The sequence below is a fragment of the Bacillus cereus group sp. BfR-BA-01381 genome, assembly GCF_022663555.1.
Lineage (GTDB): Bacteria > Bacillota > Bacilli > Bacillales > Bacillaceae_G > Bacillus_A > Bacillus_A pacificus.
This window is the reverse complement of sequence record NZ_JAKUFR010000016.1, coordinates 1-13375: the sequence shown is the minus strand read 5'-3', so window position 1 is coordinate 13375 and position 13375 is coordinate 1. Positions and strand designations below refer to the sequence as shown.

Sequence of the window (13375 nt, the reverse complement as noted above, 5' to 3'; positions counted from 1 at the left end):
TAGAGAATACACTTGGACATATTAAATATTTTTCTCATCTTTATACTTATCCTTATTTCCGGCTTTTTCGTTGCATCAGAATTCGCTGTTGTAAAAGTACGAAAAAGTCGAATTGATCAGCTTGCAAATGAAGGAAATAAACAAGCCTTAGCTGCAAGAAGTGTCATATCCAATTTAGACGTTTATTTATCAGCTTGTCAGCTCGGGATTACAATTACTTCTTTAGGGCTTGGTTGGCTTGGTGAACCGACTGTGGAACATTTACTACGACCACTCTTTGAAAAAATTAATATTACTGGAACAATGGCAAATACTTTATCCTTTATTATTGCTTTTAGTGTGATTACATTTTTCCATGTTGTATTAGGTGAATTAGTTCCAAAGTCTTTTGCAATTCAAAAAGCAGAAGCAATCACACTTAAGTTTGCACGACCACTTATTTTATTTGATAAAATTATGTACCCGTTCATTTGGTTACTTAATAGTACTGCTATCTTTTTCACAAAACTACTCGGTTTAGAACCTGCGAAAGAAAATGAACTTGCCCATTCTGAAGAGGAACTACGACTCATTTTAGGTGAAAGTTTCAAAAGCGGAGAAATAAATCAAACCGAATATAAATATGTAAATAATATTTTTGAATTTGACGACCGAGTTGCGAAAGAAATTATGGTCCCTCGTACAGAAATGATTTGCTTATCTACTGAAAATACGTTAGAAGAAAATATGGATATCGTCGCAACTGAAAAGTATACACGCTACCCTATCATCGAAAAAGATAAAGATGATATTATCGGTATGATCAATACGAAAGAAGTATTTCATGATCAAACAAAAGGCATTCATAAGCCACTTGAATCTTACATACATCCAGTACTAACTGTATTTGAAACTGTTCCAATTCGCAAAACGTTAGTTCATCTACAAAAAAATCGCGTTCAGATGGCAATCGTTATGGATGAATATGGTGGTACTGCTGGACTTTTAACAATGGAAGATATTCTTGAAGAAATCATTGGGGAAATTCAAGATGAGTTTGATGCGGATGAATCACCTATGATTGAAAAGCGTACGCCTAAACTTACTGTTTTAGATGGAAAAGTACTTATTTCTGAAGTAAATGATATGTTTGGCTTACATATTGATGAGAGCGACTTAGATACAATCGGAGGCTGGCTATTATCGCAAGCCGTTGACGTAAATATTGAAGCTGGCTACTCCATCGAATATGCCGGTTTTCAATTTAAGGCATTAGAACTTGATGGACATCAAGTCAAAAAAATTGCTGTACATAAATTAGATATAAAAAAGGAGCTATAAAGTGACAGTATTATTAACAATCTGTATCATTGCCTGTTTCATTGTTTCATTTCTCGCCTTTATTTATCCTATCATTCCAGGCATCCTCGCTGTCTGGGCTGGATATTTCATTTACCATTTCGGTATAAATGGCGGAGAACTAACAACTTCCTTTTGGATTATTCAAGTCATTTTCACACTATTCATTTTCGTTGCTGATTTTATTGCAAATGGATATTTCTTAAAAAAATACGGAAGTTCTAAATGGGGAGAACGTGTCGGTATGATTTCTATCATCGTCGGATCTTTCTTTTTCCCACCATTCGGTTTAATTATCATACCGTTCTTATCGGTATTTATTACAGAACTCATGCATAAAAAAGCGCCAAAAGACGCCTTTCTAGTAGGAGTTGCTACTGTAGTTGGTTTTTTAAGCAGTACAGTAGCGAAAGCCATTCTCCAAATCATTATGATTATTATATTTGTATGTTATATCGTCTTTTAACCATCCCAATTTCGGGATGGTTTTTTAATAGGAAATCCCTACTCGGCTATTCTCATATTTGTTTTTACTACATAGATTCCACGTAAATTGCGCTGTATCACCAACTGTTATTTTTGCTCCTCCTTCTGGTAATACATCTTTTTCAGTTCGATATATACCTGTCACATCACCGTCAATTAAATGCGTCGGACAAACGACCGTCCAGCATAAATTACTACTACTAAGTATCTTATATGCAGCTAAATGATCTTCTGCTGCTGTTGTCGACTTTCTCTTTGATTCCGTTGATTGAAAACGATATAAATTTAGATTTGTTCTTGCTTGTAAAATACCGGCTGTTCCTATTGTAATGATTTTACGAACTCCTTCTTCTTCCATTTTCTTTATAATTTGTGGCATACTCTTCGCTAACGTCCCATTTTGATCCGTTCCAAGTGCACTAATTACTATATCGCTTCCTTCTATCGCTTTCTTTATATCATTTTCATTTAATACATTACCTTCTATAACTCGTAATCTTTCATGATTTATTTCTACTCTACTTGAATCACGCGCTAATGCATTCACTTCTGCTGAATCTTTTAATGCTAATTTAATTATGTTTGAACCTACTCGCCCTGTTGCTCCCAATATACATACTTTCATTTGTTTTCCCCCTCTTTCATTTGTTTTCCCCCTCTTTCATTCTTTCTCTATTTTTCAATAATCTCAATCAATTTACAACAAAAAAGCTTCCTCACATAAAAGAGGAAGCTCTATTATTACATTATTTCTTTTCTTTAGAATCCGTAGACTTCTCAGTTCCACTTGTTTCTTTATCCTTTTTATCCTCTTGTTGTGTTGTTGTATCGTCTTCTTTCTTCTTGTCCTCACCTTTACTACAACCTACCATTAATAAAGAACTTGCAAGTGCCATAGCAGTTAATGATTTAACCCATTTGTTCATTTGCGTTTCCTCCTTTTGATAGAATATGTACAATCCCATATTACTCTCTATTTTTAAAGGAAAGATTGAAAAATAGTAAATAAACGGTAAATATTTGTAAATTTTCTGATAATAGATATGTACATATAGTCATTTTTTCTCCACAAAAAGTAAAAAACTAAGGCGCCTATCTTTCCGCCTTAGTTTCTTATGCAAACTTCTCCTTTTCATATACATGTTTAATCTTATACTCTTTCTTCACGACATATTGCCATACACTATAGGCATAACGATTCATTTTCAGGAAGCAGTTTTCTAAAAACGAGCGAAATTCTGGATTTGCAACTTCAACTGCCACTTGAGCAAACTTTAACGCTAACCGTTTCAAATGCGAAATATAACAAGTTGCAATATAAATATCACCTGTATATTTACTATCAGTTTCCTTTTCCATTTCATGAAAATGAAATGAAATTGGTTCACAAGTTATATGCTGTACGTTCTCTCCTTCTTGAAAATTCACTTGTTCATTATATGCTTGCAACATATATGGTAAATGATGCTGTAATAGCTCCTTTAATTCTTCGTCTCTTACCTGTCCTGTATACTCCCCAACCTTATATATAAGCATATAACTATACCTCATCAATTCTTTCATACAATCCATGAAAGTGCCTCCCTACTTTTTGTCTATATGCTATAAATATGATGCTATAACATTTGCTATTCTTGCTAAAAACCAATCCCATTTACTAATTTTCTCAAAATCTTCTTCCGAAAATCTTTTTGATTTATGGAAGTCTTCTTTTAGTCGATCCCATAGGTCAGCAACAACTGTTTTATCATATACAACACAATTAGATTCACAATTTAAATAAAAACTTCTATTATCAAAATTCGCTGTACCTATATCAACAATTTCTCCATCAATGATTGTTACTTTCCCGTGAAAAAAACCATTCCGATATTGATAAATCTCCGCTCCAGCATGGTTCATCTCTCTCAAATACGGGTAGGCAGCTTGTTTTAACAATACTGCATCACTTTTAAATGGTACGAGAATTTTCACATTGACACCGCGGTTTAATGCACCTTTTAACTCTTTCATCATTTCTTTACTTGGTACAAAATATGGTGTAGCAATAATTAAAGACTTTTTAGCCTGCTTTAAAAGCTCTCCATATTTTTCCCATAACCCTTTTCCATCTGAAAATAAATATTGATATTTTACATTCCCAATTGCAGGTAGACTTTCATGTACAGGCATTTTTTCTCCTGTATCTTCTTTCCAGTCAGCAGCAAATTGTCTTTCCATATCCGTGGCACCATTCCCAATGACTCGCACATGATAATCACGCCACGGGCCAAATTTCGGATCTTGTCCAAGGTATTCCTTTCCGATGTTAAAGCCGCCGATATATGACACTTTTCCGTCTATCGTAACAATTCGTCTATGGTTTCGCTGATGCAACGAATAGAATAAATGTTTCAATTTAGGTTTTTTACTAAACGTAAACTGGACACCGTTGCTTTGTAGTTGACGAATTGTCTTTTTCTTCAGCTTATATCCACCTATTCGATCGACTGACAATTTCACTTCTACTCCGCTAGATGCTTTTTTCTCAAGCAACTGCAAAAACTCTTTGCTTATTTCATCTTTACCTACAATATAAAAATGGATATATATGTACTTCTCCGCCTTACGTATATCCTCAAATACTTTCGTATATAACTCTTCACCGTTCGTATACAGTTGAAATTCACCTAATCGAACTTGTCCTACTTCATATTCACTAGCCATTTTTTTCCCCATTTCCACATCGATGTTCATCCAAATGAATACACCTATTACACAAAGGATTACAACGAAAAAGTGTTTCATGGATATTTTCCTTTCTCCACTTACTGTTATTTCTATATCTTCCCTTTTTTTATACAATATCATTCAAGAAAATATGTCATTGCATGATATATGTCCATATCAAACGATAGCTCATTTGCATATTGTATGTTGTATCTTAAAATAAAAGGAGGAAATAACAATGGGCTTCGCACATGGTAATGGATTCGCGCTATTAGTCGTATTATTTATCCTCTTAATCATCGTCGGTGCTGCTTGCTTCTGCTAAGTAGTTACAGTCATATGATATGTGGATGAAAAAACTATAAAAGCGGACACCTATTGTTAGGTGTCCGCTTTTCATATGAAAAACATTTCAGTCCGTTATAATACCTTTAACGACTTAATATTCAACTCAAAAAGTTAATAATGTGGCTACTTTCTTACTCTCCGCCTTACGTATATGACGTTGTTCTGCACGCAACACAGCAATGCGATGTAATTCTTTCTCTTCTTCTGTTTCAGGAATTACTCGAGGAACTGGAACTGGATTATTATCCTTACTAAGTGCAACGAAAGTAACAAATGATGTTGCTGCGATACGTTTCTCACCTGAAATTAAATCTTCTGCTACTACCTTCACAAATACTTCCATAGAAGTTCTACCCGTCCAAATTACAAAAGATTCATAACTAACACAATCTGAAGAGCGAACAGGATGTAAGAAATCTACCCAATCCATAGATGCTGTGACACATTCTTTCCTTGCATGCCTCGTTGCTGAAATGGAAGCAACCATATCCATCTCGGCTAATATCTTTCCACCAAATAGCGTATTATGATCGTTTAAATCTGTTGGAAATACGCGGCTCGTTTTAAACACTCTAGACTCATTAGCTGTTTTTCCTTTTACTTCAGTCATTGTATCACCTCTTTGATTATTTAATCCGCTATTTGCAGACATTAAGACTCCCACCACAAAATTTGATTAGAGCAAAGAAGTTCGGCACAAGTTCCCTTCCCTATTAACACTAGAACAATATGAGCTTATTACTACTACCTGTTTAATATTAACAACATTCAGAACCTTTAGTCCATAAAAAAGAACCGATGTTATCAATCGGCTCCTCTAAATACATATTGCTCTTTCGGTTGTTCAACTTTATTCCATTTCGTTACTTCTAAAACAGGAATGTTCGCATGGAATGGCTGATAAAATTCCGTTGATATTTCTCCTTCAACTTGAATCCAATCATCATTGTTCCATTCTACTCCTTCTGGCTTTTTCACTAACATACCATATACACCAGAATCTGCTACACAATGTATAATACCGAAACGGAATAAGAAATACTGTTCTTTTTTAGAAGAATCATCTTTGAAAACAAACCCTTTAAAAGATAACTTTTTCCCAGTAAACTCGCCAGGGTAATTATAAATTGTTTCCATACCTTTTAGGAAGTTCTCATCATTTAAAGTAACACTATCTTTCGTTACAAACTCTTTCTTTCCTTTTTCCATTACACCACGGTATCCTTCTTTTCCGTAATATATACTCGTGTCAGGCCTTAAGAATTGCCTTCTCATAAATGGATCTGTACTTTCCGCTTGCGCAACAGGAAAATGAAATCCTTTCGCCTTAACAATATCTGAATCTAACGTTGCAATCGGGAAAAACAATCCTGAGACAATTGGAAAACAAAACAATGTGTATGAAAATACTTTTTTCCACCATGTGTTCTCATCTCTTGAATGGTCATGTCCGCAATGGCTATGATCACAACTACAATCCTGTTTTCCTTGTTCTTTCTGATGTTCTTTTTGGAAAACGATTATAATTTGAACAACAGTTAAAAAACCTAATATAATAGCTGCTGTTTTTGATAAGTAGGCATACTTCATATTAATATACTTCGTAATATTACCTGAAATATGAAGCTGCGCGATTAAGATTGTAAAACCTAATAATATATATGCTCGAAACATAACCTACCACCCCATCGCATAAATGAGTAGTGAGCTTGCATAAACAACAAGTGTAACTGTAACTGTAACGACAATTACAAATTTTGTTTTAAATGTCGCAAGCATCATAAACATATTTTTAATATCCACCATCGGTCCATATACGAGGAACGCGACAAGTGATGCTGTTGAAAATGTACTTTGGAATGACGAAGCAATAAATGCATCTGCTTCTGAACAAAGTGATAAAATGTAAGCAAGTCCCATCATAACAGCTGGTGAAGAAAACGGACCTTGTCCTATAGCAAGAAGTGTTGAAGTTTGTACGAACGTTTGAACTGCTGCTGCAATTAACGCACCTAATACTAAATATTTCCCCATCGAGAAAAATTCCTCAACAGCATGCGTACATACATCCCACATTTTTTTACGTAATGGACGCTTATGATTCACTTCTGGGAAGTGATCATCTCGTAATTGATGTTCTTTAAACATAAATGATAATATAATTCCAACGATAATTGCTACGATAATCGCTACAATAGAACGATACCATACCATGTGCATACTACTTCCAAAGGCAACGTATGTTGCAAATAATACGACTGGATTAATAATTGGTCCTGTTAACATAAATGCAATCCCAGCATATGGCGGAACCCCTTTTCCGATTAATCGTCTTACAATCGGAACGATTCCACATTCACAGCCCGGAAACATCATCCCTAAAAAAGTAGCCATTAAAACAGACAGAAATCGGTTTTTCGGCATCCATTTTGCTACCATATCTTCTGTAACAAACATTTGAATGAATCCTGAAATAAATACACCAATGAGCACAAAAGGAAGTGCTTCGATCAATATGGAGATAAAGATTGTATTCATTTGCAGGAATGCTTTCGGTAATTGAAACAATTCCATGATGTATTTCCTCCAACTTTTCATTAACAATATGTAATTTTAACCCTATTTCATTAATTGAACAAGACTTATACGAAATTCCCCTCTATCATATACATTACATTTCATAAGCTATATTCTATTCAAAACTTTCGATTTCATAGCAAAAAAGCTGCTCTAGCGCAGTTATATAACTATGCTAGAGCAGCTTTCTTATCGTTAAAAGTAACGTTTCTTCCAAAAAACAAATGCTAATGTGAAAGATAGTGTTACACATATTATAAGTACAATTACAAAACCGTGCGCTTCCCCTTCAAACGGAACTTTTACGTTCATTCCAAAGAAACTAGAAACCATCGTTGGTAACGATAAAATGATTGTAATAGACGTTAACAGTTTCATAACACTATTTAAGTTATTTGATATAACGGAACTAAAAGTATTCATCATTCCACTTAAAATGTGACTATATATTTCCGCCATTTCAATAGCCTGTTTATTTTCAATTAATACATCTTCTAATAAATCTTGATCGTCTTCATACATTTTTAAAAATGTACTGTTACGCATTAACTTTTGAATTACGATTTTATTCGCCTTTAATGATGTTGTAAAGTAAACTAAACTTTTTTCAAGACCTAGCAATGTGAAAATCTCTTTATTTTTCATCGACTGATTTAATTGATGCTCTAAATCAATTGTTTTTCTGTTAATTTGCTTTAAGTATCTTAAATAATAAGTAGAAATCGTATATAAGAGCTGAAGTGCAAATCGTGTCTTTTTAAACGTATAAAATTCTTTAATACGTTGATTAATAAAACGTTCAAATATTGGGTTTTCCTCTAAACAAATTGTCACAAAACAATCTGGCATAACAATCATACCTATTGGAATCGTGTCATAAATCGAATTTCCTTCTTCATCATGTCTAACTGTTGGAATATCCACGATTATTAAAGTATTACTGTCTTCCTTTTCAATACGAGAACGTTCTTCGTCATCTAAAGGGTCTTTAATGAAATCTAAGTCTACATTTAAAGTTTGTACTAGATATTGAATTTCTTCTTCCGTTGGATGAAGTACATTAATCCAGCAACCCTTTTGCATTTCCTCAATCTCTTGTAGTTTTCCGTTTCGGTCTGTTAAATAAATATTTAACATACTATCACCCCGATTCTTTTTACATGTAGGAATCTACCTCTCTTACATAACAGTTTTTGAACCGCCATTCTCAGCATATGAAACATGCGTTTAAATTTCAATAGAAAAATTATTTTGAAAACGTTTTTACAAGAAAAATATTTTAAACAAAGAAAAAGACAGAGCGCTCTCTGCCTTAAAAAGCTTATGTTGCCTTTATAACATATTTAGAAAGCATCCACAAGTTAAAGCCAACTGAAATCGTGTAACCAGCGTATGTTGAAATAATAAAACTTACATAATCGAAATACGGAAGCAATACAATATTTAAAACTATCTTTACAATAATGCCAATCACTAACCCTAGCACCGTTTTCTGTTGCTGATTGATTCCTTGGAGCATCGCAGCTGTTACTGTAAAAAGCGAAAATAGTATACAGGCAGGAGCGTAATACTGTAAAATAATACTTCCCATCTCTGGATCATTTCCGGCACCGAATAAAAGAGTATATACCGGTTTTGCTAACATCATCATTCCAATCGCCGCTGGTACCGTAATACCTACTACTAATAGATTTGTCCTCGTAAAATGTTTGTACAGTAACTTCACATTTCCTGCTGTATAAGCTTTTGTCATCTCAGGTACGAGTGACATACTAAAAGCAGTCGCAACGGAAACTGGGATAAGTACAACCATCTGAACAAGTCCAATTATTGCATTAATCTTCTCTGCTTCTCCTTGCATATATCCCATTTGTATAAGCAATTTATTAATTGTAAATGTGTCAATCGTCTGATACAACGGAATTGCTAAACCAACCACAACAAATGGTATTGAATATGTAAAGAGCTCCTTATAGAGTGAGAAAAAAGATTTCGTTGTTTGTGGTATACTTGCCATTTCTTTTTTCTTTAAGTGCTTTCTCCTCCTTATGTAATACGCACTTAAAACAGTTAGTCCACCTATCGCTCCCATAAAAGCACCGAATGTTGAAATACCAACAGCTAGTGAGATAGAAGCTTTTAAAATATATATAACGACAAAGCTTCCTATCAAAATGGTTAATACCCGAAAAAATTGCTCTACAACTACACTTAGAGCAGAAGGCCCCATCGATTGGAACCCTTGAAAAAAGCCCCTTAATAAACTCATGACTGGTACAAGTATTAACGCAAAACTTACAATTTGAATATTAGTAGTGACCGCCGCTATACTATTCCCCGTTTGATCATTTCCATCGATTACAAGTTTAGCCAAATGCGGAGCTAGCATATACAACGTAAAACACGAAATAATTCCCATTATAAACATAAAAACAATTCCACTTTTCAGCACTCTCTTAACCGTATGATAATCATTTAGTTGATCATATTTTGATACCATCTTTGAAACTGCAAGTGGTAGTCCCATCGTCGCAATGCTGAGCATAATTGTATATGGACGATAAGCATACGTGTATAAAACGTATCCACTCGTACCGACCATAGCTGTAAATGGTATAACATATATAAACCCTAACATTTTAGATATCATCGTTGCCATTGTTAAAAATATCGTTCCACGTATAAACGGTGACCCTTTCATCACATTCCCCCGCTACACTTTATTATTACACATTATGGACAACTCTTTTTTTTTAGAACCGAAACAAGTAAAAAAAGCCAATGAAAAATCATTGACTTTAACGCGCTGCTTTTTTCTTTTTGAAATACTTTAAACCGAAGTATAGAGCAATAAAGAGAATCGCTCCTATAATTATGTAATGTGTGTAATCAGATGCATATTCTTTAATATGTCGCCAATTTCCACCAAGCTTTTCACCTAAATATATAAATAGTATTGACCACGGAATAATCGCAACTACTGTATACAGTGTGAATAGTTTTAATGGCATCTTAGCTAATCCTGCTGGAATAGAAATTGCATGACGTACGACTGGGATAAAACGTGCCGAAAAGATTACTCCTGCTCCGTAACGCTTAAACCAATTTTCCGCTATGTCTAAATGGTGTTTATTAATAAGCAGATATTTCCCATATTTCTCTACAACTGGACGTCCTCCGTAGTATCCAAGCCAGTATAAAAAAATCTGTGCTAGCGTACCACCGATCGTTCCTGCAATAACAGCACCAACAAAACTAATTTTCTCCTCTGCCACTAAAAAACCGGCATATGAAAGTACAATTTCACTTGGGATAATTTCAATCATTAAACCGAGCGCTACCCCAAAATAACCTAAGCTTGCAAAGAACTGCAATAACTGTTCTATTATATTTGCTAACATTTCATTTTCTATCTCCTTTTTTCTTCACATACCATCCCATTATTACATAAAGGTTGCATTCTGCCAATATCTTCATTCCAACATTATTATCGGCATAAGCATTATTAATCTATTACTATTTCTTTCTGAGGTTCTTTTATGTAGGCAAACATTTGTTTAATTTGCTCTTCTGTATTTCTAGCAATCGATAAATTAGGCAATTCATCCTCACCAAAAAACTCCACATCATCTGTTTCAATACTAGTTTTCTTTTCACCACCAATAATTTTACAGCCAATAAAAATTTTATATACATGCGTTGCTGAAGGCGATGGTTGATGTTTTTCTTTATCAAATATAGCGAGTAACTTAAAATGACCTACCTCATAACCTGTCTCTTCGAAAACCTCTTTTGCTGCTACTTCTGTCGGCGTATAACCGATATCAGCCCATCCACCTGGCAATGCCCATTTCCCATCACTTTTTTCTTTCACAAATAATAACTTTTCACTTTGAAAAACGACTGCTCTTATATCGACTTTAGGTGTTTGATAGCCTGTCTCGCTTGCAAATAGCTTCTCTACAACTTCCCAATCTGTCTTTGTATAATGTGACATCATCGAAATGGAAATATCCCGTAATTGTTGGAAACGTTCTATATCATACACATCCTTAGAATACGTTAAACCCGCTTGAGCTATAGATTGTATTTGTTTTACCCAATCAATCCATTTTACCGTCATGTTTCCACATCTCCATCCTTTATTTAAGTGTATATTAAGCCAATTCTACCAATACATCTTTATTATACAAAAAAAGAGATTGATAATGTTCCAATCTCTTTCAAAATTAATCCAATTCATGTAAATGATCTTGTATATACTTTCTTCTTTTATTTATATATTCCTCAATCATATCAGCTTCTTGATCAAATATTTCTAATTTTTCTTTCATATATGGATCTTGTAGTAAATAAGGACGAATCGACTCACACAAACTTTCTACTTTCGGCATCATAAATGAAACAGTAAATTGTTCTTCTAATATTTCTTCCAAAATACCTCGGTATTGCTTTCTAAATACAGGTATATCTAACAATCTTGCACTTAACGTGTTATAACCTTGAATACGAATATATTCATGATTAAGTGGTCTCCCTTGTACATCTCGCCCCCAAGTCGCATCATAATCCCACGGTATCACTTCAAATAAATTTGTTTCATCATTATGATATAGTGCATAGTTATGAACAAAACCATCAAAGTTTTGTGTAAAAATAACGCCAGCTAACCATCGTAAATATTTATCAACATGCAAAAACTTCCCAATTTCTTTTTCATAAGATTCCCTTGACAAAGTATTTGCTTGAAATACAAATTCACTCAATTGTTCTTCACTATTTTCATTCGAATATTTAAATTCATAACCCGCAAAAAGCTCGGTCTTAACATCTTTATCTCTCTCACTCATTAAAGAGAAATTTGCATCATCATCTATCGCATAATAAATAGAGCCACTCGGTAATCCTCTATTTTTCAAAAAGTTTTCATCTACTGATTCTAATTGTAAATATACACCTTGAATTTGACCATTAATTTTTATAAATACATGTTGTGATTTCGGTGAAAGTACACCAATATCATGAAAAAAATCTAAAGACAATTTATTTCGTATGAGAGACGGATCCATAAACTCAGAGTTTAAATGAAACTCCTTCGCACCTTGAAATTTTTTCGGTTTATAAAACATAACATGATAAGACTTTTTCTCAAATTCACGAATATGAGCCCCTCGGTATACGATATCAATGTCATACTTCTTTTTTCCATAAGTTAATTTTGCTGGCACTGGATTATCTGACCAAATTTCTTTTTTCAATTCCACCAGGTTCATTGGATGAATAAAAAAATCATATGAAGGTAGCATATTTTCACATCCCTTCTCAGTTCTCTTCATTCAATGTATGCACTCCGCCTTGTCCATACCTCCACTATCAACCATTTATATAAAATTACACTCTTGTCCTGTTCAGAAATATACCTACATACATATCCTGTTAAGGAAAAAGAATACCTTTTCACCTGAATACATGATAAGGAGGATTTCTATGAAACGTGATATTAGAAAAGCTGTCGAGGAAATCAAAAGTGCTGGGATGGAGGATTTCTTACACCAAGATCCAAGTACTTTTGAATGCGATGATGATAAATTCACTCATCATAATTGTACAACTGGATGTAAATGTACAACTGGGGGTAAATGTCCAAGAACAAGATGTACTCGCGTGAAACATTGTACGTTCGTTACAAAATGTACGCATGTAAAAAAATGGACATTTGTTACAAAATGTACTCGTGTACGTGTTCAAAAATGGACGTTTGTTACGAAAGTAACGCGTAGAAAAGAATGCGTTTTAGTTACAAAACGTACTCGCAGAAAACATTGTACTTTCGTTACAAAATGCATACGCTTTGAAAAGAAATTTTTCTGGACAAAACGAAGTTTCTGTAAAAAATGCGAATTCTTCCCTAACAGAC

At 34.0% G+C, this 13375-nt stretch carries 16 protein-coding genes; 4 read left to right on the top strand and 12 right to left on the bottom strand.

Features of this window, described 5'->3' with window-relative positions; genetic code table 11:
* Nucleotides 1-12 precede the first annotated feature (12 nt).
* Together MR079_RS07970 and MR079_RS07965 are read left to right on the top strand one after the other, a co-directional pair.
* Nucleotides 13-1320 (top strand): hemolysin family protein, encoded by a 1308-nt coding sequence (locus MR079_RS07970; RefSeq protein ID WP_000353720.1) that lies wholly within the window; start codon nt 13-15, stop codon nt 1318-1320.
* 1 nt (nt 1321) lies between these two features.
* Entirely contained in the window at nt 1322-1804 is a 483-nt protein-coding gene (locus MR079_RS07965; RefSeq protein WP_000217327.1) for a DUF456 domain-containing protein, read from the top strand.
* A gap of 24 nt (nt 1805-1828) precedes the next feature.
* Here the strand turns inward: MR079_RS07965 and MR079_RS07960 are convergent, their stop codons facing one another.
* From MR079_RS07960 to cls, 4 genes are all read right to left on the bottom strand, one after another.
* The gene (locus tag MR079_RS07960) at nt 1829-2449 is read right to left on the bottom strand and encodes an NAD(P)-dependent oxidoreductase (RefSeq protein WP_139867531.1); all 621 of its coding nucleotides are present in this window, start codon (nt 2447-2449) and stop codon (nt 1829-1831) included.
* 121 nt (nt 2450-2570) lie between these two features.
* Nucleotides 2571-2750 (bottom strand): hypothetical protein, encoded by a 180-nt coding sequence (locus MR079_RS07955; RefSeq protein WP_001045960.1) that lies wholly within the window; start codon nt 2748-2750, stop codon nt 2571-2573.
* Between the two features lie 187 nt (nt 2751-2937).
* On the bottom strand, nt 2938-3396 hold the full coding sequence (locus MR079_RS07950) for a spore coat protein (RefSeq protein WP_000340557.1): 459 nt from the start codon (nt 3394-3396) through the stop codon (nt 2938-2940).
* Nucleotides 3397-3426: 30 nt separating this feature from the next.
* The gene (cls, locus tag MR079_RS07945; protein ID WP_242293819.1) at nt 3427-4611 is read right to left on the bottom strand and encodes a cardiolipin synthase; all 1185 of its coding nucleotides are present in this window, start codon (nt 4609-4611) and stop codon (nt 3427-3429) included.
* Between the two features lie 160 nt (nt 4612-4771).
* Here cls and MR079_RS07940 point away from each other — a divergent pair, with 160 nt between their 5' ends.
* Nucleotides 4772-4858: a YjcZ family sporulation protein gene (locus MR079_RS07940; protein WP_000505094.1), complete on the top strand. Its 87-nt coding sequence runs from the start codon at nt 4772-4774 to the stop codon at nt 4856-4858.
* Nucleotides 4859-4984: 126 nt separating this feature from the next.
* On the opposite strand, the gene MR079_RS07935 is transcribed toward MR079_RS07940, so the two are convergent.
* The 8 genes from MR079_RS07935 to cotH all read right to left on the bottom strand — a co-directional run bounded on the left by MR079_RS07935 (nt 4985) and on the right by cotH (nt 12764).
* Nucleotides 4985-5491 carry an acyl-CoA thioesterase gene (locus MR079_RS07935; RefSeq protein ID WP_000141166.1) on the bottom strand — a complete coding sequence of 169 codons (507 nt, stop codon included), beginning with the start codon at nt 5489-5491 and terminating at the stop codon, nt 4985-4987.
* 194 nt (nt 5492-5685) lie between these two features.
* Complete coding sequence (locus MR079_RS07930; RefSeq protein ID WP_139867535.1) at nt 5686-6555, bottom strand: TIGR03943 family putative permease subunit; 870 nt, start codon at nt 6553-6555, stop codon at nt 5686-5688.
* A gap of 3 nt (nt 6556-6558) precedes the next feature.
* Complete coding sequence (locus tag MR079_RS07925; protein WP_000418724.1) at nt 6559-7455, bottom strand: permease; 897 nt, start codon at nt 7453-7455, stop codon at nt 6559-6561.
* Between the two features lie 198 nt (nt 7456-7653).
* Nucleotides 7654-8595 carry a magnesium transporter CorA family protein gene (locus tag MR079_RS07920; protein WP_000932390.1) on the bottom strand — a complete coding sequence of 314 codons (942 nt, stop codon included), beginning with the start codon at nt 8593-8595 and terminating at the stop codon, nt 7654-7656.
* Nucleotides 8596-8779: 184 nt separating this feature from the next.
* Entirely contained in the window at nt 8780-10159 is a 1380-nt protein-coding gene (locus MR079_RS07915) for a putative polysaccharide biosynthesis protein (protein ID WP_011040245.1), read from the bottom strand.
* A 97-nt stretch (nt 10160-10256) separates the two neighbouring features.
* Nucleotides 10257-10859, bottom strand: coding sequence for an undecaprenyl phosphate transporter UptA (gene uptA, locus MR079_RS07910; protein ID WP_049113522.1), 603 nt, complete (start codon nt 10857-10859; stop codon nt 10257-10259).
* Between the two features lie 104 nt (nt 10860-10963).
* On the bottom strand, nt 10964-11581 hold the full coding sequence (locus tag MR079_RS07905; protein ID WP_000216925.1) for an NUDIX hydrolase N-terminal domain-containing protein: 618 nt from the start codon (nt 11579-11581) through the stop codon (nt 10964-10966).
* A 106-nt stretch (nt 11582-11687) separates the two neighbouring features.
* Nucleotides 11688-12764, bottom strand: a complete 1077-nt coding sequence (gene cotH, locus MR079_RS07900; RefSeq protein WP_242293818.1) for a spore coat protein CotH — start codon at nt 12762-12764, stop codon at nt 11688-11690.
* A 181-nt stretch (nt 12765-12945) separates the two neighbouring features.
* On the opposite strand from cotH, the gene exsB reads away from it, so the two are divergent.
* Nucleotides 12946-13375 (top strand): exosporium protein ExsB (gene exsB / locus MR079_RS07895; protein ID WP_242293817.1); only part of this gene is annotated, 430 nt, incomplete at its 3' end.